This is a genomic window from Acidocella sp. C78 (assembly GCF_907164655.1).
Genome location: NZ_CAJQZK010000060.1, coordinates 341063 through 363328 on the forward strand (window position 1 = coordinate 341063; position 22266 = coordinate 363328).

Sequence of the window (22266 nt, forward strand, 5' to 3'; positions counted from 1 at the left end):
GAGGACACGACCTGAAACAGCCTGAGTCATTCGGGTTGCGGTGGCGTGTTCGGCCTGCGGCGCTCTGATCTGATGGTCTGCCGCGACTTGGCGGGTAATGCTGGATATGCAGGGGACAATCGCGATGCATGCGGATCTGTCGGTCTACTTCCCCATCCTGGTTTTCCTCGGCATAGCAGGTCTTCTTGGCGGCGCGTTCGTTGTCGGTTCACTTCTTGTCGCCCGCCAAAATCCTTACGGTGAAAAGCTGAGTGCCTATGAGTGTGGCTTCGCTCCGTTCAGTGATGCCCGCCGCAAATTCGATGTGCGGTATTACCTCGTGGCAATTCTCTTCATCATATTCGACGTCGAAATCGCGTTCCTGTTCCCTTGGGCAGTGAGCCTGTCGCGGATTGGCGCGCTGGGGTTCTGGTCGATGATGGGGTTTCTGGCAATCCTGGCGATCGGGTTTATCTATGAGTGGCGCAAGGGAGCGCTTGACTGGGAATAGCCTGGCTCTGCTTGTGCCTGACCCTGATGAGACGAGTGACAAACCGGCCGCATCGGCCCAAGCGGAAGGCATGACATGAACGCCGTGCAACAGCCTGACATTGCCTGGAATCGAGAGCATCTGAATCCCGGAGCCGAGCAGGACGCCGTGGTCCGTAGCATCACGGGGGAAATCGCCGGCAAGGGGTTCGTTGTTGCCAATCTCGACCGGCTGGTGAACTGGGCCCGAACCGGCAGCCTGTGGCCGATGACCTTCGGCCTCGCCTGCTGTGCCGTCGAGATGATTCACGCCTATATGCCACGCTGGGATCTCGACCGTTTTGGGATCATCCCGCGCAATTCGCCGCGCCAGAGCGACGTGATGATTGTTGCCGGAACGCTGACCAACAAGATGGCTCCGGCCCTGCGCAAGGTCTACGACCAGATGCCGGAGCCTCGTTGGGTGATTTCGATGGGCAGCTGCGCCAATGGCGGCGGATATTATCATTATTCCTATTCCGTCGTGCGCGGCTGCGACCGGATCGTTCCGGTCGATATTTATGTGCCGGGCTGCCCGCCGACGGCTGAGGCGCTGGTGTACGGAATTACCCAGTTACAGAAGAAAATTCGCCGGACGGGGACGATTTTCCGTGAGTGAAGAGAACCAGACAGAGGCGCCGGCCGTCGCGGCGCCAGCCGACCCCTTTGGCGACCGGCTTCGCGCGGTTTCCGGCGTCAGTCATGTCATGCTCGAACGGGATGAGCGTATTATTGCGGTTGACCGGAAATCGCTCGCCACGGTGATGCGCATTCTCCGCGATGATCCGAATTTTGCCTTTGAGCAATGCATGGACGTCTGCGGTGTCGACTGGCCAGAACGGGCCGAGCGGTTCGATGTCGTCTATAATCTGCTGTCGGTGACCCGAAATGATCGGTTGCGTGTGATCGTGACCACCGACGAAGCCACACCGGTGCCAAGCGTCAGCGAAATCTGGTCTGGCGTCACCTGGTGGGAGCGTGAGGTATTCGACCTGTTCGGCGTGAGTTTCGATGGGCTTGTCGATCATCGCCGGATTCTGACCGATAACGGGTTCGAGGGGCATCCATTGCGCAAGGATTTTCCGCTCACCGGTCATGTCGAACTTCGCTATGACGAGGAACAGAAGCGGGTCGTTTACGACAGGGTCGCGCTGACGCAGGAATTCCGGAATTTCGATTTCCTCTCGCCCTGGGAAGCGATGAATACGCTGCCTGGCGACGAGAAGGCGGTGGGCGGAGGGTCAGGCTCGTGAGTGACGCGATACAGAACGGGACGCAGGAACCCGAGCGTCGCGTGATCGACATCAACGACCGTCATACGGTGAATGTCGGCCCGCAGCATCCGGCCACTCACGGCGTGTTGCGCCTGATCATGGAATTGGAGGGCGAGACGGTAACCCGTGCCGATCCGCATATCGGCCTGTTGCATCGCGGCACCGAGAAGCTGATCGAATATAAATCCTATCTTCAGGCGGTGCCGTATTTTGACCGGCTCGATTACGTCAGTCCGATGTGCTGCGAGCATGCGTTCGCCCTCGCGACCGAGCGGCTGCTCGGCGTGAAAGTGCCGGAACGGGCGCAGTGGATCCGCGTGCTGTTTGCAGAAATTACCCGTATTCTCAATCATTTGTTGAACGCCGTTCACCTCGCGCTTGATATTGGCGCGCAATCCCCGAGCCTTTGGGGGTATGAAGAGCGGGAGAAGTTGCTGACCTTTCACGAGGCCGTATCCGGGGCGCGCTTCCACGCCAACTATTTCCGCCCCGGCGGGGTTTCGAAGGACATGCCTGCTGGTCTTGCCGATCAGATCTGGGAGTGGAGCGAGCGGTTTCCGAAATTTCTCGACGATCTACAGAACCTGCTGAACGACAACCGAATCTTTCGCCAGCGCCTCGTCGATATCGGGGTGATCTCTGCCGAAGACGCGCTGGCGATGGGATTTTCCGGCCCCAACCTGCGGGCCTCCGGTATCGCCTGGGATCTGCGGCGGGCGCAGCCCTATGACAAATATGACGAGGTTGATTTCGACATTCCGGTTGGCCGGCATGGCGACTCGTTTGACCGTTACCTCGTGCGGATTCGCGAGATGGTCGAGAGCCTGAAAATCATCCGCCAGGCGCTCAAGGCGATGCCTGAAGGACCGATCAAGGTGCAGGATCACAAGATCACGCCCCCGAAACGTGCCGATATGAAGCGGTCGATGGAAGCACTCATCCATCATTTCAAACTCTACACCGAAGGCTACCATGTTCCCGCCGGCTCGACCTACACCGCGGTCGAGGCGCCGAAGGGTGAATTCGGTGTCTATCTCGTCGCCGATGGGAGCAACCGGCCCTATCGCTGCAAGATCCGCGCAACCGGCTTCTCGCATCTCCAGGCGATGAACCTGATGTCGAAAGGCCATCTCCTCGCCGATGCGATCGCCGTGCTGGGCTCGATCGATATCGTGTTCGGGGAAGTGGATCGCTGAAAGATGAACGACATGACCGAACCCGCTTTCAGCTTCGATGACACAAGCGAGGCCCTGATCCCCGCGATCATCGCCAAATATCCGGAGGGCAAGCAGGCGAGCGCTGTGATGCCCCTGCTCGACCTCGCGCAACGGCAGATGGCGCGGCAGACGGGCCATGCCTGGGTGCCGCGGGCGGCGATGGATGCGATCGCCCGCCGCCTTTCGATGCCGTCCATGCGCGTCTATGAAGTCGCGACGTTCTACACGATGTATCACACCAAGCCGGTGGGTCGGTATCACCTTCAGGTCTGCACGACGACGCCATGCTGGCTGCGCGGCTCTGACGAGGTGATGGAGGCCTGCCGCAAGGCCGCCGAGGCCGACGGCGAGACATTCAGCATCGAGGAAGTCGAATGCCTTGGCTGCTGCGTGAATGCCCCGGTCGTGCAGGTGAATGACGATGTCTACGAGGATCTGGACGGACCGCGCACCGAAGACCTGCTCGACCGCCTGCGCGCCGGTGACGTGCCGCCGCCCGGCTCGATGATCGGCCGCCAGAATTCGGCGCCCGAGGGTGGGCCGACCACGCTGTTCAACGTGGGGGGCGGCAAGCAAGAGGGCGGAGCGGAATAACATGCTGAGCGATCGCGACCGGATCTATACCAACCTCTACGGTGTGCATGACTGGCGGCTTGCCGGCGCCCGCGCGCGTGGTGACTGGGACGGCACGAAGGATATCCTCGCCCGCGGGCGGGATGCGATCATCGAGGAGATCAAGTCGTCGGGTTTGCGCGGCCGGGGCGGGGCGGGCTTTCCGACGGGAATGAAATGGTCGTTCATGCCGAAGGAAACCGGCGGACGCCCTAGCTATCTCGTCATCAATGCCGATGAAAGCGAGCCCGGCACCTGCAAGGATCGCGACATTCTGCGCCATGAGCCGCACAAGCTGGTGGAAGGCGCGCTGATCGCCGGCTTCGCTATGGGCGCGCATCGCGCCTTCATCTATGTTCGTGGCGAATATTATAACGAATACAGGAATTTGCAGGCGGCCGTTGACGAGGCGCGTGACGCCGGGCTGATCGGCGAGGATGCCTGCGGATCGGGCTGGGCTTTCGACATCACGGTGCATCGCGGCGCCGGTGCGTATATCTGTGGTGAGGAATCGGCGCTCATCGAAAGCATCGAAGGCAAGAAGGGCATGCCGCGGATGAAACCGCCTTTCCCTGCGGCGCTTGGTCTCTATGGCTGTCCGACCACCGTCAACAATGTCGAGACCATTGCCGGGGTTGCAACCATCATGCGGCGGGGCGCGGCCTGGTTTTCGGCGCTCGGCCGGCCGAAGAATTCGGGCACCAAGATCTTCTGCATCTCCGGTCACGTGAACAGGCCGTGCAATGTCGAGGAGGAACTCGGCATTCCGCTGCGTGAACTGATCGAGAAGCATGCCGGTGGCGTACGCGGTGGGTGGGACAATCTGCAGGCGGTGATCCCTGGCGGGTCATCGGTGCATATGATCCCGAAATCGGTCTGCGACACGGTGCTGATGGATTACGACAGTCTCCGTGAGCAGCGTACGGGGCTCGGCACCGCCGCGGTGATCGTGATGGACAAGTCGACCGACCTCATCAGGGCGATCGCGCGGCTCGCGGCGTTCTACAAACATGAGAGTTGCGGCCAGTGCACGCCCTGCCGCGAGGGCACCGGCTGGATGATGCGGATGATGAACCGGCTGGTCGAGGGGCGGGCTGAAATTTCCGATATCGATTTGTTGGAACAGGTCACCAGACAGGTTGAAGGCCACACGATCTGTCCGCTCGGCGACGCGGCGGCCTGGCCGATCCAGGGTCTGCTGCGGCATTTCCGGCCGATGGTCGAACAGCGCATCGCGGATTACAAGGCGCGCTCGGCAGCGCGGCTCGCGGCGGAATGACGGAGGGGACGATGCGGCACAAGAGGGTCAACGGCGCCACGCGCGCCACCGGCGGGGTGCGGATCTGATGCCGAAAGTGACGGTCGACGGGGTAGAGATCGAGGTTCCGAACGGATACACGGTGCTGCAAGCCTGCGAGGAAGCGGGCAAGGAAATACCGCGCTTTTGCTATCACGAGCGGCTCTCGATTGCCGGCAATTGCCGCATGTGCCTCGTGGAGATCGAGAAGATGCCGAAGCCGGTCGCCTCCTGCGGGCAGCCAGTGGGCGAGGGCATGGTCATTCACACCGACAGCGAAAAAGTCCGCCAGGCCCGCCGCGGGGTGATGGAATTCCTGCTCATCAACCATCCGCTCGACTGCCCGATCTGCGATCAGGGTGGCGAGTGCGACCTGCAGGACGAAGCCGTTGGGTATGGGCGAGACCACACCCGGTATGAGGGCAGCAAGCGCGCGGTCAACGATAAATACCTTGGCCCGCTGGTCAAGACGGTGATGACGCGGTGCATTCATTGCACCCGCTGCGTCAGGTTCATGGCGGAGGTCGCAGGCGTCCCTGAACTCGGCGCAGTGCAACGCGGCGAACACATGGAAATCACCAATTACGTCGAACGCGGCCTATCCTCCGAACTGTCGGGCAATATCATCGATCTCTGCCCGGTTGGCGCGCTGACCTCGAAGCCTTATGCGTTCACCGCCCGCACCTGGGAGTTGCGCAAGACCGACAGTATTGACGTGTTCGACGCGGTCGGAACGAATATCCGCATAGACGCCCGTGGCGCCGAGGTGCTGCGCGTTCTGCCCAGGTTGAACGACGCGGTGAACGAGGAGTGGCTTGCCGACAAGGGGCGCTTCTCGATCGACGGCCTCAAGCGCCGTCGGCTTGACCGGCCCTGGCTGCGTGAGGATGGTAAGCTGCGCCCGGCCAGCTGGGACGAGGCCTTTGCCGCCATCGCCGGCCGGATCAAAGGGCTTGATGGCAGCAGAATTGGCGCGATCGCGGGCAATCTCTGCGATGCCGAGAGCATGATGGCGCTGAAGGATCTGATGGGCGCGCTTGGCTCCGCCAATCTCGACTGCCGGCAGGATGGCGCCACATTCGACGTTTCCAACCGGGCTTTTTATCGATTCAACACGACGATCGAAGGGATCGACGAGGCTGACGCGCTGCTGATCGTCGGCGCCAATCCGCGCGAGGAAGCGCCGGTGCTGAATGCGCGGCTGCGGCGCCGCTGGGTGGAAACCCCGGGTTTCGTTGCCGGATTGGTCGGCGCGCCAGCCGACCTGACCTATGATCATGAACATCTTGGCCACGGAGGCGACGCGCTGAAGGCGCTGCTCGATCCGGCGCATCATTTCACGAAACGGCTGGCGGCGGCGAAACGGCCGATGATGATCGTTGGTTCGCAGGCCTTCGCCAGGGCGGATGCGGCGGCAGTGCTCGCGTCTTGCTGGCAGATCGCGCTGCAGACCGGCATGCTGACCGCCGAATGGCAGGGGTTCAATGTGCTGCACAACGCGGCGGCACGGATGGGCGCGCTCGAACTCGGTTTTCTGCCGGGTGACAAGGGCAAGGACATCGCCGGCATGATGGGCGGCGGGGTGGATGTGCTGTGGCTGCTCGGTGCCGACGAATTCGATATGTCCAGGATCGGCGCCGACACGTTCGTGATCTATCAGGGGCATCATGGCGATCGTGGCGCGGCACGGGCCGATGTGATTCTGCCTGGGGCCGCCTACACCGAGAAGCCAGGCACTTATGTGAATACCGAGGGCAGGGCGCAGCGTGCGCTGCGGGCGATTTTTCCGCCAGGTGAGGCGCGGGAGGATTGGGCGATCCTGCGCGCGGCGAGCGGAGCACTTGGTCGGCCATTGCCGTATGACGATCTCGACGCGTTGCGCGCGAGGATGATCGAGTCTTATCCGGTCCTTGGCGAGATTGGTGTGCTGCGGCGCCTCGGCCATGGTGGTGGGGCCGCGCCGCGCGGCGATTCCGGCTCGGTCAGCGATGCGCCGTTCGGCCGTGCCTTCGCGACCTATTACCAGACCGATCCGATCAGCCGCGCCAGCCAGACCATGGCGAAATGCATCGAGGAGATCATCCTCCCGCGCCAGATAGCAGCGGAGTGAGCGTGATGGAGGCTGGCTTCTTCTCGAGCGATCTTGGCATTCTCGTCATCACGTTGCTGCGGGCTCTGGCCCTGCTGGTGCCGTTGCTGATCGGTGTTGCCTACCTCACCTACGCCGAGCGCAAGGTGCTGGCCGCGATGCAGCTCCGCAAGGGGCCAAACGTGGTCGGCCCGTTCGGCCTGTGGCAGCCTTTCGCCGATGCGATCAAGATGCTTTTCAAGGAAACGGTCATTCCGGATGGCGCGAGCCGCCTGCTGTTCCTGTTTGCGCCGATGATCACGTTCGGGCTTGCGATCATCGCCTGGGCCGTCATTCCCGTGAACAACCACTGGGCAATCGCCAATATCAATGTTGGCCTGCTCTATCTTTTCGCAATTTCCTCGCTCGGGGTTTACGGTGTCATCATCGCCGGCTGGGCGAGCAACTCGAAATTCGCGTTTCTCGGCGCCATGCGCAGTGCCGCGCAGATGGTGAGCTACGAGGTTTCGATCGGGCTCGTGATCCTTTCGGTTCTGGTCTGCGTCGGCAGCCTGAACCTCAACGACATCGTGGTGGCGCAGCGGCATATCTGGTTCGCGATACCGCTTCTGCCCATGTTCGTGATTTTCTTCATCTCCGGTCTCGCCGAGACGAACCGGGCGCCATTCGACCTGCCGGAAGGCGAGAGTGAAATCGTGGCCGGGTTTTTCGTTGAATACAGCGCCATGAGCTTCGCGCTGTTCTTCCTCGGCGAATACGCGAACATGATCCTAATGAGCGGTATGACGACCATCTTTTTCCTCGGCGGCTGGCTGTCGCCGATCCCGCTCGCGCCCTTTACCTGGGTTCCGGGGCCAATCTGGTTCCTGCTCAAGGTGATGCTCTGCCTGTTTGTCTTTCTGTGGGTTCGGGCGACCTTGCCGCGGTTCCGTTACGACCAGCTCATGCAGCTCGGCTGGAAGGTTTTCCTGCCGCTCTCCCTTTCCTGGCTGGTGATCACGGCGAGCGCACTCGAAATTTTCGGCTGGTTGCCGCATGCGTGACCGGGAGATTGGATGATGGCCAGACTTGATCGCATCGCGCACCGGTTTCTCCTGCTGGAGATACTCTCCGGTATGCGTCTGACCTTGCGGTATTTCTTCACCCGCAAGGCGACGCTGAACTATCCGTTCGAGAAGAACGCGATCAGCCCGCGCTTCAAGGGCGAGCATGCGCTGCGGCGATATCCGAACGGTGAGGAGCGGTGCATCGCCTGCAAGCTTTGCGAGGCGGTCTGCCCCGCGCAGGCAATTACGATCGAAGCCGAACCGCGCGAGGACGGCTCGCGCCGGACCACGCGCTACGATATCGACATGACAAAATGTATCTATTGCGGCCTCTGCGAGGAAGCCTGTCCGGTCGATGCGATCGTCGAAGGCCGAACTTCGAATTCGCGACCGAGACGCGCGAGGAGCTGATGTATGATAAAGAAAGACTTCTCGCGAACGGCGATCGATGGGAAAGCGAACTGGCCAAGCGTCTCGAACTCGACGCGCCCTACCGGTAACGCATCATGATCGTAGCCCTTGCGTTCTATGTTTTTGCCGCGATCCTGTTGCTCTCGGCCTGCATGGTGATCACCGCGCGCAATCCGGTGCATTCGGTGCTGTTTCTTATATTGGCCTTCATCAACGCAGCTGCCCTGTTCGTGCTGGCCGGTGCCGAATTTCTCGCGATGGTGCTCGTCATCGTCTATGTCGGTGCGGTCGCCGTGCTGTTCCTTTTCGTCGTGATGATGCTCGACGTCGATTTTGCGGCGCTGCGCGAGGGATTTCAGCGCTACGCGCCCCTCGGCCTGCTGATCGGGTTCATCCTGATGGTGGAAATTGGCGCCGTTGCCGTCGGCTGGACCGTTACCCCCGCCGCCCATCTCGCCAGCCAGGTGCCGATGCCGGCAGATATGTCGAACACCGCGGCTCTCGGCGACCTTATCTACACCCGTTACATGTTCGCCTTTGAACTTGTGGCGTTGCTGCTCCTTGTCGCGATGATCGGCGCGATCGTTCTGACTCATTCGGGCGAGCGCCGCTCGCGCCGACAGGACATCTCGGCGCAGCATCAGCGGCCGATCGACGAAACGCTGACGATGGTCAAGCTCGGTATTGGCAAGGGAGCGAAGCAGATGACCCAGTCTGCCCCCGCGTCTCAGGAGACGATCCGATGAGCGCTGTAGGGCTTGGCCCCTATCTCGTCGTCGCCGGTTTGTTGCTGGTGATCGGGATTTTCGGAATCTTCCTCAACCGGAAAAACATCATCGTCATCATGATGTCGATCGAGTTGATCCTGCTCGCCGCCAATATCAATTTCGTCGCCTTCTCTTCGGCGCTGCATGACATGGCGGGGCAGGTCTTCACCATGTTCGTTCTCTCGGTCGCGGCGGCGGAAGCGGCGATCGGGCTGGCAATTCTCGTTGTGTATTTCCGCAACCGCGGCTCGATCGAAGTCGAAGACGTCACGCTGATGAAGGGCTGAGCCGACATGCTGCTTGCCATTGCCGTTCTCGCGCCGCTGGCCGGCGCGCTGCTCGCCGGGCTCGCCCGTCCCACAATCGGCCGAGCCCCGGCCGTCGGGCTCAGCGTGGTTTCGCTGGTCGTGGCGGCCATCGCCGCGATCGGCACGGTCTATCGTCATCTCGTGCTCGGGGCGGCGGACCATCTCGTTGTGCTCGGTCAATGGATCTCGGTCGGCACCTTCGCGCCGCAATGGGCGCTGCGGATGGACACGCTGTCGCTCGTGATGGTCGGAATGGTCTGCGTGGTATCGGCGCTGATCCATGTCTACAGCATGGGATACATGGCGGAGGACCGCACCGAGCCGCGCTTCTTCGTCTATATCTCGCTGTTCACATTCGCGATGCTGATGCTCGCCACCGCCAATAACCTGCTGCAGTTGTTCTTCGGCTGGGAAGGCGTTGGCCTGATGTCGTACCTGCTGATCGGCTACTGGTACGACCGCGCCAGCGCCAACGAAGCAGCGATCAAGGCCTTCATCGTCAACCGGGTGGGTGACCTGTTCTTCGCAGTCGGCATCGCGCTGACCTGGTATGAGTTCGGCAGTGTGAATTTCGATGCGATCTTCGCCGGCGTGGCGAAGGTTGCGCCGCACGTCTACCATTTGTTTGGCACCGATCTGCCGGTGCTCGAGGTCATCTCGATCCTTCTTTTCATCGGTGCGATGGGCAAGTCCGCGCAGCTGTTCCTGCACACCTGGCTGCCGGATGCGATGGAAGGCCCGACGCCGATTTCCGCCCTCATCCATGCCGCGACCATGGTGACGGCCGGGGTGTTCATGACGGCGCGGATGTCTCCGGTGATCGATGCGGCGCCCGTCGCCCTCGCAGCCATCACGGTAATTGGAGGCTTCACCGCCTTTTTTGCGGCGACGATCGGCTGCGTGCAGAACGACATCAAGCGCATCATCGCCTATTCCACCTGCTCGCAGCTCGGCTACATGTTCCTCGCGGTCGGTGTGGGCGCGGCGCCGATTGGCATCTTCCACCTGATCAATCATGCCTTCTTCAAGGCGCTGCTGTTTCTGGGCGCCGGTTCGGTGATCCACGCGCTGGCCGACGAGCAGGATGTCCGCAAGATGGGCGGTCTCTGGCGCAAACTGCCGGTGACCTATGTGACGATGTGGGCGGGCAGCCTGGCTCTGGTCGCGATTCCGCCATTCTCGGGGTATTTCTCCAAGGATGCGATTCTGTCCGCAGCTTTTGCCGCGCATTCGCATACGGCGGTGTTCGGCTGGCTGTGCGGCACGCTGGGTGCAGGGCTGACGGCGTTCTACACGGTGCGGCTGATGTTGCTCACCTTCCACGGCAAGCCGCGGGCGTCCAACGAAACGCTCGCCCACGCGCATGAAAGCCCGCTGGTGATGCTGCTGCCGCTGGTGGCGCTCGCGATCGGCGCGTTGACGACCGGCTTCCTGCTCGGACCGACGTTCATCGGGGCGCATTTTGCGAATTTCTGGGGCTCCAGCATCGCCCTGCCGCATGGCGGCGCGGTGATGGCGGCACGTGACGCCATTCCGGCCTGGGCAGAAAAGATGCCGCTGCTGCTGGCCATTGCCGGCATCGGTATTGCCTACTGGTTCTATGAACTCGCCCCGGCGCTGCCGGCGCGGCTGGCCCAAACCTGGCCGGGACTCCACGCGTTCCTGCTCAACAAATGGTATTTCGACGAGCTTTATGATGCGATTTTCGTTCGTCCGGCCTTGCGCATCGCGCGCGCCATCTGGCGGATCGGCGATGAGGAGATGATCGACGGCGTGCCGGAGGGTCTGGCGCGGTTGACCGGCGACGCTTCCGGCGTCGCCAGCCGGCTGCAGAGCGGATCGATCGCGGTGTACGGGTTCGTCATGCTGGTGGGGCTGATGGTTCTGGTGACCGTCTTCCTGGTTGCGCGGTGAGGGGGAGCGGCACATGAATTTCCATCTTCTCTCGCTGATGACCTGGCTGCCACTTGCCGGTGCCGTACTGATGTATCTGACCGGTGACTCTGCAAATGCCGCTACCGCCCGCAATGCGCGCTGGATCGCGCTGTGGACCAGCCTGCTCGTGCTCGTGCTTGCTGTGGTAATGATCGTCGGCTTCAATCCGTCGGTGCATGGGTTTCAATTCGTCGAGTCCGCCGAATGGATCCCGGCCTATGGCATCGGCTACCGGATGGGCGTTGACGGCATCAGCCTGTTCTTCGTTGGCCTCAGCGCGCTGCTGACGCCGGTCGCGGTGCTGGCGAGCTGGCGCGAGCGCCGGCGCGTGCGCGACTACATGGCAGCCTTTCTGCTGCTCGAGACCATGACCATCGGCATGTTCTCGGCTCTCGATTTCCTGCTGTTCTACATCTTCTTCGAGGGCGTGCTGATCCCGATGTATCTGATCATCGGCGTATGGGGGGGGGAGCGTCGGGTTCATGCCGCAGTGAAGTTCTTCCTCTTCACACTCGCCGGTTCGCTGCCGATGCTGCTCGCCCTGGTCTGGATGTGGCACCATGCCGGCACCACCGACATGGTGCGGCTTATGCACACGGCCATTGCGCCCACCATTCAGGATTGGCTGTTCATCGCGTTCCTGCTGTCTTTCGGCGTCAAGGCGGCGGTCTGGCCACTGCACACCTGGCTGCCCGACGCTTATGGTGAAGCGCCGCTGCCCGGCACGATCATGCTGGCCGCAGTGCTTTCAAAAATGGGAGCCTATGGGTTCCTGCGCTTCTCGCTACCGATGTTGCCACAGGCGACGGCCTATTTTGAGCCGTTCATGTTCGCGCTCGGCATCATCGGCATCATCTATATCTCCTTCGCCGCCCTGGCGCAGACCGACATCAAGCGCATGGTCGCCTATTCCTCGGTCGCGCATATGGGGCTGATCGTGGTCGGTATCTTTACCGTCACCGTCGCGGGCATCGAGGGAGCGCTGTTCCAGATGGTGTCGCATGGGCTCGTCATTGCCGCACTGTTCCTCTGCGTGGGCATCCTGCTCGCGCGCGGTCATTCGCTGCGGCTCGACCAGCTTGGCGGGCTTGCCTCGCGCATGCCGGTCTACGCCACCTTCCTGATGCTGTTCGTGATGGCGAATGTCGGTTTGCCCGGCACCTCCGGCTTCGTCGGCGAAATCCTGGTGATGATCGGCGCGATCCAGGCGAATTTCTGGGTGGCGCTATTGGTGGGCACCGGCATGATCCTGAGCGTGATGTACATGTTGGTGATGATCCGTCGCGTGCTGTTCGATCAGGCACGCAGCGTCGCCAACGCGGTCATTGCCGATATTGGCCCGCGTGAATGGCTGCTGCTTGCGCCGCTGGCGGTGCTGGTTCTCGTGCTCGGCTTTGCACCTGGCAGCCTGACCCATATTTTCGGCGGCGCCGTGCAGGATCTTGTTCATGCGCATCTCGCCGACCTGTCTTCCGGCGCGCACGGCCGGCTGGCCATGATCAAGCAGTGAGCGAGGCAATGTCGACATTCTATACCGTTCTGCCCATCCTGTTTCTCGCGGTCGCGGGGATCGTGATGCTGATGGCTGGCGTTTTTGCCCGGCGCGACCACAGTTTCGCGATCACCGCGGTCACGGGGGTGGTGCTGGCCATCGCCGCCCGGCTACTTGTCGCGGCCCCGACCGGGACGGTTCTGCACGGGCTGTATCAGACAAATGATTTCACCCGTTTCGCGGATGTTCTGGTGGCACTGGGCGCCATCGGCGCTCTTGCGCTCTCCGTCACGTTCAATCGCAATATCGGGATCACGCGGTTCGAATTTCCGGTGCTGATCCTGTTCGCCGTCACTGGCATGGTCGTGCTGGTTTCGGCAAACGACCTCATTACTCTCTATATCGGGTTCGAGATCCAGTCGCTCGCGCTCTATGTGCTTGCAGCCTTTGCCCGGCACAATCTGCGCTCATCGGAAGCCGGGCTGAAATATTTCGTGCTCGGCGCGCTGTCTTCCGGTCTGCTGCTCTACGGTATCTCGCTCGTCTACGGCTTTGCCGGAACCACGGGGTTCGAGGGCATCGCCCGCGCGCTTGCCAGCCACCCGGCCGCCGCCATGGGATCGACGGTCGGGCTGGTCTTTGTTCTGGTCGGGCTGGCGTTCAAGATTTCGGCGGCACCGTTCCATATGTGGACACCCGATGTCTATGAAGGCGCGCCGACCTCGGTGACGGCATTCTTCGCCACGGCGCCGAAGATCGCCGTGTTCGCACTGCTGTTGCGGGTGATGTTGGGGCCGTTCGGCCCCGCGGTGGCGCAGTGGCGGGATCTTGTGGAACTCCTCGCCGCGGCTTCGATGGTCATTGGCGCCATCGGCGCGATCCGGCAGACCAGCATCAAGCGGCTCATGGGCTACTCGTCGATCGGCCATATGGGATACGCGTTGATGGGGCTTGCGGCCGGCAACGCAGCCGGGGTCAGCGGCGCGCTGATCTATCTGGCGATCTATGTTGTCATGTCGCTCGGCACGTTTGGCTGCATCATTGCGATGAGCCGCGGCCGTCAGCCGGTCGACCGGATATCCGACCTCGCAGGCATGGCGACGGATGATCCGCGCTTTGCCTTCGCGCTCGCGATGATGATGTGGTCGATGGCCGGCATTCCGCCGCTCGCCGGCTTTTTCGGCAAATTCTATGTATTCGCGGCTGCGATAAATGCCGGTCTGACCCCCCTGGCGGTGCTTGGCATTGTCACCAGCGTGGTGGCCGCTTTCTATTATCTGCGCGTGATCAAGGTCATGTATTTCGATGCCGGTGAACCGGGTCTGGATTCGCGCAATTCCGGAGTGAGCCTTGTCATTGGGCTTGCGTCGGCGGGCGTGCTTCTGTTCGCCTTTCATCCCTCGACGCTGACGACCCTGTCGACGATGGCGGCTCACGCGGTCATGACGAGCCAGGGCTTTTGACGGCTGACGTCACGCGCTGGCGGATCGAACGCTACGATACGCTGGATTCGACGTCGGATTTCTGCGCGCGGCGGGCGGCTACGGGTGAACCTGCCGGGCTGATGGTACTGGCCGGGCGGCAGACCTCTGGTCGCGGGCGTGCTGGTCGCCAGTGGAATTCGCCCGCAGGGAATTTCTATGGCTCCGTTCTGCTGCGGCCGAACATTCCAGCGGGGCAGGGGGGATGGTATGCCCTTCTTGCCGGGCTCGCGCTGATCGAGGCTCTCGATGCGGCGCTTCCAACCCCCGGGCGCATCGCGCTGAAATGGCCGAACGACGTGATGGCAGGAGACGCCAAGCTCGCGGGCATCCTGCTTGACGCGACGATCGAGAACGGCGTGATCGCCTGGCTTGTGATCGGTGTTGGCGTCAACCTCGTCACGGCGCCTCACGTTCCGGGCCGTACAACAGCCAGCCTCGCATCGCTGGGCGGAACAATGACCCCGGAGGATCTGGCATCTGTTCTGTGCACACGGCTCGATCACTGGCTCGGTGTGCTACCGCTGGGGTCCGAAACGCTGCGCCGTGCCTGGATGGCGCGGGCGCATCCCGAGGGCGCGGCGCTGACGGTGGATGGTGGCCGGCTGACCGGACAGTATGTCGGTCTTGACAAGGATGGCGCGCTGCTGCTCCGCGATGGTGAACGCGTCGTCGCGCTGCGCGGCGGCGACGTCGCGCTGATCTGATCGCCCAACCGAGCCGGCATGACATGAAACTGGTTATTGACGCAGGCAACACCAATATTGTTTTCGCTGTGCATGATGGCGAGCGGTGGCGCGGTGCCTGGCGCATCGCGACGGACGCTCAGCGCACCTCTGATGAATACGGTGTCTGGCTTGGCGTACTGCTCGATCGTGCGGGCATTGCCTCGGCGGGGATCGACGCCGCGGTGCTCGGCACCGTGGTTCCGGCGGCACTCTATCACTTGCGCCGGCTGTGTCGTGACTGGTTCGGGATCGAGCCGCTGATTGCCCGCGCCGAGCTCGACTGGGGGTTTGCGATCGAGATGGACAATCCGGCCGAAGTCGGTGCGGACCGCCTTCTCAACGCGTTGGCCGCCCATCACAGTTATGGTGGCCCGCTCATCGTGATCGATTTCGGCACGGCGACGACGTTTGACGTGGTCAACGGCAATGGCGCGTATGTCGGCGGCGTGATCGCGCCTGGAATCAACCTCTCGATGGAGGCGTTGCATCAGGCGGCCGCCCGGTTGCCCCGCATCGGCATCGGGCGACCGCAGCAGGTGATCGGGAAATCGACGATCCCGGCCATGCGCTCGGGCATCTATTGGGGATATGTCGGTCTCGTCGAGGGGCTGATCTCGCGGATCGAGACGGATTTCGGCGGCAAGATGAAAACAATCGCCACAGGCGGACTAGCGCCGCTGATTGCCGAGGGCACGTCGAGTATCGGTTTTACCGATCCCGACCTCACGTTGGAGGGCCTGCGCCTGCTCGCCCTTCGCAATCCCGCGCCGCTGCTGCGGGCGCGGGATGCCGAACACGAATGAACAAGCTTATGCGACTGAACAACAAGGTGACTTCATGAACGAGATCAGCAAGGGGCTGAGTTTTACCCCGCTGGGCGGCACCGGCGAGATCGGCATGAACCTGAACGTCTACGGGCTGGATGGTGATTTTCTGGTGGTCGATTGCGGCATGGGCTTTGCCGGGCCGGAGGCGCCGGAGGCCGAACTGCTCGTCCCCGACCCGGCCTTTCTTGCCGCCAACCGGGAACGGATTTGCGGCCTTGTCATCACCCATGCACATGAAGACCATATTGGCGGGATTGCCCGGATCTGGGATGCGCTCCGCTGCCCGGTTTACGCAACGCCTTTTGCCGCGGCATTGATCCGCTACCGGCTCGGTGAAGCCGGGCTGCTGCGAAGCGTTCGGATCACGGAAATCCAGCCCGGTGGCAGCTTCGAGGTCGGCCCGTTCGGACTGCGCTATATCAGGATGGCCCATTCCACACCTGAGTCACAGGCGCTCGTCATCGCCACGAAATACGGAACCGTTCTGCACACCGGAGACTGGAAGCTCGACCCGGAACCGCTGATCGGGCCGCCGACCGACGAGGACGCCCTGCGGGAGCTGGGGGACGCCGGCGTCCTCGCGATGATCTGCGATTCGACCAATGCGCTGGTTGAGGGGCATTCCGGCTCGGAAGCCACGGTCCGCCGCAGTCTGACCAGCCTGATCGCCGGACTGCGCGGCCGGATTGTGGTGACATGCTTCGCGAGCAACATTGCCCGGATCGAAACGGTCGTTAAGGCGGCTGCGGCGGCTGGCCGGCACGTCGCGCTGGTTGGCCGCAGCCTCGGCAAATATGTCGAGGCGGCACAGGCATGCGGTTATCTGGCCGACCTGCCGGATTTTGTTCCGGAGGACGATACCGGCTCGATTCCCGATGATAATCTGCTGATCCTGGCCACGGGCAGCCAGGGAGAGAAGCGTTCGGCCCTGGCGAGAATGGCCGCCGATACGCATCGCCATGTTGCGCTGGGCGAGGGCGATACCGTCATTTTCTCGGCCCGGGTCATCCCCGGCAATGAGCGTGCGATCGGCGCCGTGCAGGATGAGCTGGTGCGCGCCGGCGTGAACATCATGACCGATGACGATCACATGGTTCACGTCTCCGGCCATCCGGCACGGGATGAGTTGCGCCGGCTTTACCGCCTGGTACGCCCGCACTATCTCATCCCCACCCACGGCGAATGGCGCCACATGGCCGCGCAGGCCGATCTTGCGGAGGCCGAGGGCATCCGCACGCTTCTGCTGGAAGACGGCGATGTGTTGCGCCTCGCGCCCGATGCGCCCGAGGTTGTCGACAGCGTTCCGGTCGGGAGGCTGGCCGTGGACGGTGATCGTCTCGTGCCGATGCAGGGCGGCGTCATGGCAGCGCGGCGACGGATGATGCTCAACGGGGTCGTGGTTGGCAGTCTCGCCGTCGATCGAGAAGGCAAGGTGAAGGGAGCCGCCCAGATCACGGCGCCTGGCCTGTTCGAGGCGGAGGATAGCGCCCTCGCGGCGCTGGCCGAGGATTTCGTGGCTACATTCGAGGATCTTCCGGTGGGGCTGCGCACCGACCGGTCCGCCGTTCGGGACGCGGCGCAGACAGCGCTCCGTCGCGTGCTCGGCCGCCGCTTCGGCAAACGTCCGATGGTGGAGGTTCATATTATTCACGTTTGAAAGCCTCATAAATAGGCATTTGAATATTATGAATGCATAATACGGTCATAAATCGAACAAAATCCATTTTTAACCGTCATTTTTATAGGCAGTTTGTGATGATTTCGCTTTACCGATTTTGTGGTGCGCTGCACTATCGTCCGTGGAGTGAGGAATGGTTCTTCGCTCCGCCGTGTGACTGGCGTTTCCTCCCTGAACTTGGCCCGCTGGCGTCTTCGCCGGCGGGTTTTTTTACGTCTGGGACGGATGCGCCATGAACCGCAGGCGAGAACTGACCGACCTGACAGCCTGCCGCGCCCTCTTCGCGCTCTGGGTGTTCGCCTATCACGTCAATCTGCAGGTGGAGTACGCCCACTGGCTGGGCCCGCTCGCGCCCGTCATCGCCCATGGCTATCTTGGCGTCGATGGCTTCTTCATTCTCTCCGGACTGCTGCTCACGAGGGTCGATCAGGACATCCCTTTCAGCCTGCGTGGCGCGATGCGGTTCTGGGGAAAGCGCCTGGCGCGGATCTACCCGGTGCATCTCGCGGTGATCGTTTTGCTTGGCGTGCTGTTCCTGGCCGGGAAAGCTGCCGGGGTGACACCGCGTGAACCGGCGCGCTTTTCAGGAGTGGCGCTGCTCTGTCACCTGTTGCTTGTGCAGGGATGGGGAACGCTGGACCATTGGGCGTGGAACTACCCCTCCTGGTCGATCAGCACCGAATGGGCCGGCTATCTCCTGTTTCCGCTGATGATCGCCGCTTCGCGGACATTCTACCAAGCTGCCTTCGTGGTTTCCCTTCCGCTCTGTTTTACGGTTCTTGCGCTTGTTGCTTGGGCGTTCGGCGGGCTTAACCTGACGTTCGGCGTCTCCTTGCTGCGATTTTTCCCGGAATTCATCGCCGGCATGGCGACTGCGGTCTTTATTCCCTTCGTCGCCGACGAAGCACCCAACAGGACGCTCGCTCTCGGTGGTGCTGGCGTTGCCCTCATCTTCGCCGTCACCGGTCACGATGCCATGACAGTTTTCGGACTCTGGCTGATGTTGTTCGGCCTTGGCATGCATGGCGATGCCGGCCTCCCGGCAAGTCTCGGCGCCATACGCCCGCTGCGGGCCATGGGCGTTTTGTCCTATGCGTTCTACATGAGCTTCGCCCCCGCCGAACTGATGACCGCTCAGCTCTTCCGGCATCTCGGCATTGCCCGCGCGGCGGCGCCGCTCGCGGTTGCGGGGGCGCTGGTGGCACTTACTGCGGGCCTCGCCGTGCTTTTGCACCTGCTTGTCGAGAAGCCCGCGCGGATCGCCTTCAACCGGCGTCTGGACCCTGAACGCGCGGCGGCTCTGGCCGAGGGCAGCGTGGCGCTGTAATCAGGCTTTCGACCCCCAACCGATCAGGACTCATCATGCGCCTTTCCCGCTCGCTCATTCCCACCCTCAAGGAAACGCCCGCCGAAGCGCAGATCGTCTCGCATCGGCTGATGCTGCGCGCCGGGCTGATCCGCCAGCAATCGGCCGGCATCTATGCCTGGCTGCCGGCTGGGCTGCGGGTCCTGCACAACATCGCCAATATCGTTCGCGAGGAACAGGCGCGCGCCGGCGCCCAGGAAATCCTGATGCCGACGATCCAGTCCGCCGAGCTGTGGCGTGAAAGCGGACGCTACGACGCCTATGGCCCCGAAATGCTGCGCATCCGCGACCGTCACGATCGCGAGATGCTCTACGGCCCGACCAACGAGGAAATGCTGACCGCGATCATGCGTGATTCGGTACAGTCCTACCGTGACCTGCCGCAGATGCTCTACCAGATCCAGTGGAAATTCCGCGACGAGGTTCGCCCGCGCTTCGGCGTGCTGCGCGGCCGCGAGTTCTTCATGAAGGACGGCTACAGTTTCGATCTCGACTATGAGGGCGCGGTTGAAAGCTACCGGCGGATGATGCTGGCCTATATGCGCACCTTCAAGCGCATGGGCGTGCGTGCGGTGCCGATGCGCGCCGATACCGGGCCGATCGGCGGCAATCTCTCGCATGAATTCCATATCCTGGCGCCGACCGGCGAGAGCGGGGTGTTCTACGACGCAAGCTTCGAGACGATAGAACTCGGTGATGATGCCTATGACTACGAAAACCGCGCCGATCTCGACGCGTTTTTCGACCGCATGACCTCGCTCTACGCCGCGACCGACGAGAAGCACGACGAGGCCGCCTGGGCGAAAGTGCCCGAGGATCAGCGCCGCGAGGGCAGGGGGATCGAGGTTGGCCAGATTTTCTATTTCGGCACCAAATACAGCCAGGCGATGAATTTCGCCGTGGTCGGGCCGGACGGCGCGCGCGTGCATCCCGAAATGGGCAGCTATGGCATCGGCGTCTCGCGCCTGACCGGTGCGATCATCGAGGCGAGCCATGACGAGGCGGGCATCATCTGGCCCGACGCAATCGCGCCCTTCCGCGCCTCGATCCTCAATCTCCGCCAGGGGGACCAGGTGACCGACGCGCTTTGCGAGCAGATCTACGATGCGCTGGGTCGCGATGCGCTCTATGACGACCGCGATGCCAGGGCCGGCGAGAAATTCGCCGATGCCGACCTGATGGGCCATCCCTGGCAGATCATTGTCGGCCCGCGCGGCGCGGCGAAGAGCCAGGTCGAGCTCAAGCACCGGCGTACCGGCGAGCGCGCCGAACTCGATATCGAGGCGGCGCTCGCGAAAGTGCGCCTCTGATGTTTTCCGCCTTCGAGCGCCGGGTCGCTTTCCGTTATCTACGCGCTCGCAAGGGCGAGCGGTTCGTCTCGATCATCGCGATCTTCTCGCTCGTCGGCATCGCGCTCGGGGTGGCGACGCTGATCATCGTGATGAGCGTGATGAACGGATTCCGCCAGGAATTGCTGGCGCAGATCCTCGGCCTGAACGGCGATATCGGCGTCTACGGCGCCGGGCACAACATTTCGCAATACGACGCGGCGGCGCAGAGGCTCGAAAAGATCCCCGGCGTGATCAGCGCCATCCCGATCGTGCAGGGCGAGGTGCTGATGACCGGGCCGCATGGCGGCGCGATCGGCGGGGTGGCGCGCGGCATCCAGCCGGACGGGCTGGCGAAGCTGCGGACCGTCTCACGGCACATCGTCGCCGGCTCGCTGAAGGATTTCACCGGCGGCAACATCGCAATCGGTGCCGGCGTCGCCAGCCAGCTCGGCATTTCGCTCGGTGGCACCATCACCCTCGTGCTGCCGCAGGGCGACGCCACCATCATCGGCACCATCCCGCGCATCCAGAGCTTTCATGTGAGCGCGATCTTCCGCACCGGCATGGCGCAATACGATTCCAGCTTCGTCTTCCTGCCTCTCGCCTCGGCGCAGACGCTCTTCCGCGCGAAAGACGCCGCGACGCAGATCCAGCTTTTCGTGAAGAATCCCGACAACACCGCCCCGATCAAGGCCGCCATCCCCACGGCGATGGGCAGCGCGCCGGTCAACGTGGTGGACTGGCAGAACAGCAACAACGCCTTCTTCGCGGCGGTCAATGTCGAACGCAACGTGATGTTCCTGATCCTTACGCTGATCATCATCGTTGCCGTGTTCAACGTCGTGTCCTCGATGATCATGATGGTGAAGGACAAGACTGCCGATATCGCCATCCTGCGCACGATGGGGGCGACCTCCGGCTCGATCATGCGGATCTTCTTCATGGTCGGCGCTTCGGTCGGCGTGATCGGCACAATCGCCGGCTTCGGGCTCGGCGTTGTCTTCTGTGCGCATATCGAGCAGATCCGCCAGTTCGTGCAGGGGCTGACCGGCACGCAGCTCTTCAACCCAACCGTCTATTATCTTGAATCCCTGCCGGCGAAGCTGGTCTGGAGCCAGGTGGTCGAGGTCGTGGTGATCGCCATTGGCCTGTCCTTCGTCGCCACACTCTATCCGAGCTGGCGGGCGGCGCGAACCGATCCGGTGGAGGCTCTGCGCCATGAGTGAGGTTCTGAAACTCGATGGCGTCGTCCGCACCTTTCACAGCGAGGGCGAAAATCTTCACATCCTGCGCGGCGCCGATCTTTCGCTGCGCAGCGGCGAGATCGTCGCGCTGGTGGCGCCTTCGGGTTCCGGCAAGTCCACGCTGCTGCACCTCGCGGGGCTTCTCGAAAAGCCGGATGCCGGCACCATCCGCATCGGCGGGATCGATACCGCGCGCCTTTCGGATTCCGAAAAGACCACGCTGCGCCGCAACGAAATCGGCTTCGTCTATCAGGCGCATCATCTTCTCGCCGAATTCACGGCGCTCGAAAACGCCGCGCTGCCGCAGCTCATCGCGGGGCGCTCCCGCAAGGACGCCGAGGTCCGGGCCGCCCATCTGCTCGATGCGTTCGGCCTTGCCGCGCGCGCGAACCATCTGCCCGGCAAGCTCTCGGGCGGCGAGCGCCAGCGCGTCGCGATCGCGCGCGCCATGGCGAACGCACCGAAACTCCTGCTTGCCGACGAGCCGACCGGCAATCTCGATGTTGCCACCGCCGATCTCGTCTTTGCCGAATTGCTGCGGGTGGTCCGCAAGGAAAACATCGCGGCGCTGATCGCCACCCATAATCCCGATCTTGCCGCCCGCATGGATCGCGTGGTGATGCTGCGCGATGGCCATCTCGTCGATGGCTGAACAA

General features: G+C 62.6%; 20 protein-coding genes and 1 pseudogene. All 21 read left to right on the top strand.

Annotation, left to right across the window (positions count from 1 at the left end):
• Nucleotides 1-124 precede the first annotated feature (124 nt).
• The 21 genes and pseudogenes from ACIDOCELLA78_RS82135 to ACIDOCELLA78_RS82235 all read left to right on the top strand — a co-directional run bounded on the left by ACIDOCELLA78_RS82135 (nucleotide 125) and on the right by ACIDOCELLA78_RS82235 (nucleotide 22262).
• Nucleotides 125-490 (top strand): NADH-quinone oxidoreductase subunit A, encoded by a 366-nt coding sequence (locus tag ACIDOCELLA78_RS82135; protein WP_174504741.1) that lies wholly within the window; start codon nucleotides 125-127, stop codon nucleotides 488-490.
• A gap of 75 nt (nucleotides 491-565) precedes the next feature.
• Complete coding sequence (locus ACIDOCELLA78_RS82140; protein WP_201727619.1) at nucleotides 566-1126, top strand: NADH-quinone oxidoreductase subunit B family protein; 561 nt, start codon at nucleotides 566-568, stop codon at nucleotides 1124-1126.
• Complete coding sequence (locus tag ACIDOCELLA78_RS82145) at nucleotides 1119-1760, top strand: NADH-quinone oxidoreductase subunit C (RefSeq protein ID WP_249674945.1); 642 nt, start codon at nucleotides 1119-1121, stop codon at nucleotides 1758-1760. Before ACIDOCELLA78_RS82140 ends, ACIDOCELLA78_RS82145 begins: the two co-directional genes overlap by 8 nt.
• Nucleotides 1757-2977 carry an NADH-quinone oxidoreductase subunit D gene (locus ACIDOCELLA78_RS82150; protein ID WP_201727620.1) on the top strand — a complete coding sequence of 407 codons (1221 nt, stop codon included), beginning with the start codon at nucleotides 1757-1759 and terminating at the stop codon, nucleotides 2975-2977. The genes ACIDOCELLA78_RS82145 and ACIDOCELLA78_RS82150 overlap by 4 nt, the downstream gene beginning before the upstream one ends.
• A gap of 3 nt (nucleotides 2978-2980) precedes the next feature.
• Nucleotides 2981-3592: an NAD(P)H-dependent oxidoreductase subunit E gene (locus ACIDOCELLA78_RS82155; protein WP_201727621.1), complete on the top strand. Its 612-nt coding sequence runs from the start codon at nucleotides 2981-2983 to the stop codon at nucleotides 3590-3592.
• 1 nt (nucleotide 3593) lies between these two features.
• Nucleotides 3594-4889 carry an NADH-quinone oxidoreductase subunit NuoF gene (gene nuoF / locus ACIDOCELLA78_RS82160; RefSeq protein WP_201727622.1) on the top strand — a complete coding sequence of 432 codons (1296 nt, stop codon included), beginning with the start codon at nucleotides 3594-3596 and terminating at the stop codon, nucleotides 4887-4889.
• Between the two features lie 67 nt (nucleotides 4890-4956).
• Nucleotides 4957-7017, top strand: coding sequence for an NADH-quinone oxidoreductase subunit NuoG (gene nuoG, locus ACIDOCELLA78_RS82165; protein WP_201727623.1), 2061 nt, complete (start codon nucleotides 4957-4959; stop codon nucleotides 7015-7017).
• Between the two features lie 5 nt (nucleotides 7018-7022).
• The gene (nuoH, locus tag ACIDOCELLA78_RS82170) at nucleotides 7023-8039 is read left to right on the top strand and encodes an NADH-quinone oxidoreductase subunit NuoH (RefSeq protein WP_201727624.1); all 1017 of its coding nucleotides are present in this window, start codon (nucleotides 7023-7025) and stop codon (nucleotides 8037-8039) included.
• 15 nt (nucleotides 8040-8054) lie between these two features.
• Nucleotides 8055-8542 (top strand): annotated as a pseudogene (gene nuoI / locus ACIDOCELLA78_RS82175) (NADH-quinone oxidoreductase subunit NuoI).
• 6 nt (nucleotides 8543-8548) lie between these two features.
• Entirely contained in the window at nucleotides 8549-9199 is a 651-nt protein-coding gene (locus ACIDOCELLA78_RS82180; RefSeq protein WP_201727625.1) for an NADH-quinone oxidoreductase subunit J, read from the top strand.
• Nucleotides 9196-9507 carry an NADH-quinone oxidoreductase subunit NuoK gene (nuoK, locus tag ACIDOCELLA78_RS82185; RefSeq protein ID WP_011941875.1) on the top strand — a complete coding sequence of 104 codons (312 nt, stop codon included), beginning with the start codon at nucleotides 9196-9198 and terminating at the stop codon, nucleotides 9505-9507. Before ACIDOCELLA78_RS82180 ends, nuoK begins: the two co-directional genes overlap by 4 nt.
• Before the next feature lie 6 nt (nucleotides 9508-9513).
• Nucleotides 9514-11442 carry an NADH-quinone oxidoreductase subunit L gene (nuoL, locus tag ACIDOCELLA78_RS82190; protein WP_201727626.1) on the top strand — a complete coding sequence of 643 codons (1929 nt, stop codon included), beginning with the start codon at nucleotides 9514-9516 and terminating at the stop codon, nucleotides 11440-11442.
• A 13-nt stretch (nucleotides 11443-11455) separates the two neighbouring features.
• Nucleotides 11456-12973, top strand: a complete 1518-nt coding sequence (locus tag ACIDOCELLA78_RS82195; RefSeq protein WP_201727627.1) for an NADH-quinone oxidoreductase subunit M — start codon at nucleotides 11456-11458, stop codon at nucleotides 12971-12973.
• 8 nt (nucleotides 12974-12981) lie between these two features.
• Nucleotides 12982-14418, top strand: coding sequence for an NADH-quinone oxidoreductase subunit NuoN (gene nuoN, locus ACIDOCELLA78_RS82200; RefSeq protein WP_201727628.1), 1437 nt, complete (start codon nucleotides 12982-12984; stop codon nucleotides 14416-14418).
• Entirely contained in the window at nucleotides 14415-15143 is a 729-nt protein-coding gene (locus ACIDOCELLA78_RS82205; RefSeq protein WP_201727629.1) for a biotin--[acetyl-CoA-carboxylase] ligase, read from the top strand. Before nuoN ends, ACIDOCELLA78_RS82205 begins: the two co-directional genes overlap by 4 nt.
• Nucleotides 15144-15166: 23 nt before the next feature.
• Entirely contained in the window at nucleotides 15167-15967 is an 801-nt protein-coding gene (locus ACIDOCELLA78_RS82210; RefSeq protein ID WP_201727630.1) for a type III pantothenate kinase, read from the top strand.
• Nucleotides 15968-16001: 34 nt separating this feature from the next.
• Entirely contained in the window at nucleotides 16002-17648 is a 1647-nt protein-coding gene (locus ACIDOCELLA78_RS82215) for a ribonuclease J (protein ID WP_201727631.1), read from the top strand.
• 253 nt (nucleotides 17649-17901) lie between these two features.
• On the top strand, nucleotides 17902-18996 hold the full coding sequence (locus ACIDOCELLA78_RS82220; RefSeq protein ID WP_201727632.1) for an acyltransferase: 1095 nt from the start codon (nucleotides 17902-17904) through the stop codon (nucleotides 18994-18996).
• 35 nt (nucleotides 18997-19031) lie between these two features.
• On the top strand, nucleotides 19032-20345 hold the full coding sequence (proS, locus tag ACIDOCELLA78_RS82225) for a proline--tRNA ligase (protein WP_201727633.1): 1314 nt from the start codon (nucleotides 19032-19034) through the stop codon (nucleotides 20343-20345).
• Complete coding sequence (locus ACIDOCELLA78_RS82230) at nucleotides 20345-21592, top strand: lipoprotein-releasing ABC transporter permease subunit (protein ID WP_201727634.1); 1248 nt, start codon at nucleotides 20345-20347, stop codon at nucleotides 21590-21592. Before proS ends, ACIDOCELLA78_RS82230 begins: the two co-directional genes overlap by 1 nt.
• Nucleotides 21585-22262, top strand: coding sequence for an ABC transporter ATP-binding protein (locus ACIDOCELLA78_RS82235; protein ID WP_201727635.1), 678 nt, complete (start codon nucleotides 21585-21587; stop codon nucleotides 22260-22262). The genes ACIDOCELLA78_RS82230 and ACIDOCELLA78_RS82235 overlap by 8 nt, the downstream gene beginning before the upstream one ends.
• The last annotated feature ends 4 nt before the right edge of the window (nucleotides 22263-22266 follow it).

Bases quoted from the DNA above. Each gene is read 5' to 3' on its own strand.
- ACIDOCELLA78_RS82235 (WP_201727635.1), top strand. From the start codon at position 21,585: ATGAGTGAGGTTCTGAAACTCGATGGCGTCGTCCGCACCTTTCACAGC.
- nuoG (WP_201727623.1), top strand. From the start codon at position 4,957: ATGCCGAAAGTGACGGTCGACGGGGTAGAGATCGAGGTTCCGAACGGA.
- ACIDOCELLA78_RS82230 (WP_201727634.1), top strand. From the start codon at position 20,345: ATGTTTTCCGCCTTCGAGCGCCGGGTCGCTTTCCGTTATCTACGCGCT.
- nuoL (WP_201727626.1), top strand. From the start codon at position 9,514: ATGCTGCTTGCCATTGCCGTTCTCGCGCCGCTGGCCGGCGCGCTGCTC.
- ACIDOCELLA78_RS82135 (WP_174504741.1), top strand. From the start codon at position 125: ATGCATGCGGATCTGTCGGTCTACTTCCCCATCCTGGTTTTCCTCGGC.
- nuoK (WP_011941875.1), top strand. From the start codon at position 9,196: ATGAGCGCTGTAGGGCTTGGCCCCTATCTCGTCGTCGCCGGTTTGTTG.
- ACIDOCELLA78_RS82215 (WP_201727631.1), top strand. From the start codon at position 16,002: ATGAACGAGATCAGCAAGGGGCTGAGTTTTACCCCGCTGGGCGGCACC.
- ACIDOCELLA78_RS82210 (WP_201727630.1), top strand. From the start codon at position 15,167: ATGAAACTGGTTATTGACGCAGGCAACACCAATATTGTTTTCGCTGTG.
- nuoH (WP_201727624.1), top strand. From the start codon at position 7,023: ATGGAGGCTGGCTTCTTCTCGAGCGATCTTGGCATTCTCGTCATCACG.
- nuoF (WP_201727622.1), top strand. From the start codon at position 3,594: ATGCTGAGCGATCGCGACCGGATCTATACCAACCTCTACGGTGTGCAT.
- proS (WP_201727633.1), top strand. From the start codon at position 19,032: ATGCGCCTTTCCCGCTCGCTCATTCCCACCCTCAAGGAAACGCCCGCC.
- ACIDOCELLA78_RS82180 (WP_201727625.1), top strand. From the start codon at position 8,549: ATGATCGTAGCCCTTGCGTTCTATGTTTTTGCCGCGATCCTGTTGCTC.
- ACIDOCELLA78_RS82140 (WP_201727619.1), top strand. From the start codon at position 566: ATGAACGCCGTGCAACAGCCTGACATTGCCTGGAATCGAGAGCATCTG.
- ACIDOCELLA78_RS82155 (WP_201727621.1), top strand. From the start codon at position 2,981: ATGAACGACATGACCGAACCCGCTTTCAGCTTCGATGACACAAGCGAG.
- nuoN (WP_201727628.1), top strand. From the start codon at position 12,982: ATGTCGACATTCTATACCGTTCTGCCCATCCTGTTTCTCGCGGTCGCG.
- ACIDOCELLA78_RS82195 (WP_201727627.1), top strand. From the start codon at position 11,456: ATGAATTTCCATCTTCTCTCGCTGATGACCTGGCTGCCACTTGCCGGT.
- ACIDOCELLA78_RS82220 (WP_201727632.1), top strand. From the start codon at position 17,902: ATGAACCGCAGGCGAGAACTGACCGACCTGACAGCCTGCCGCGCCCTC.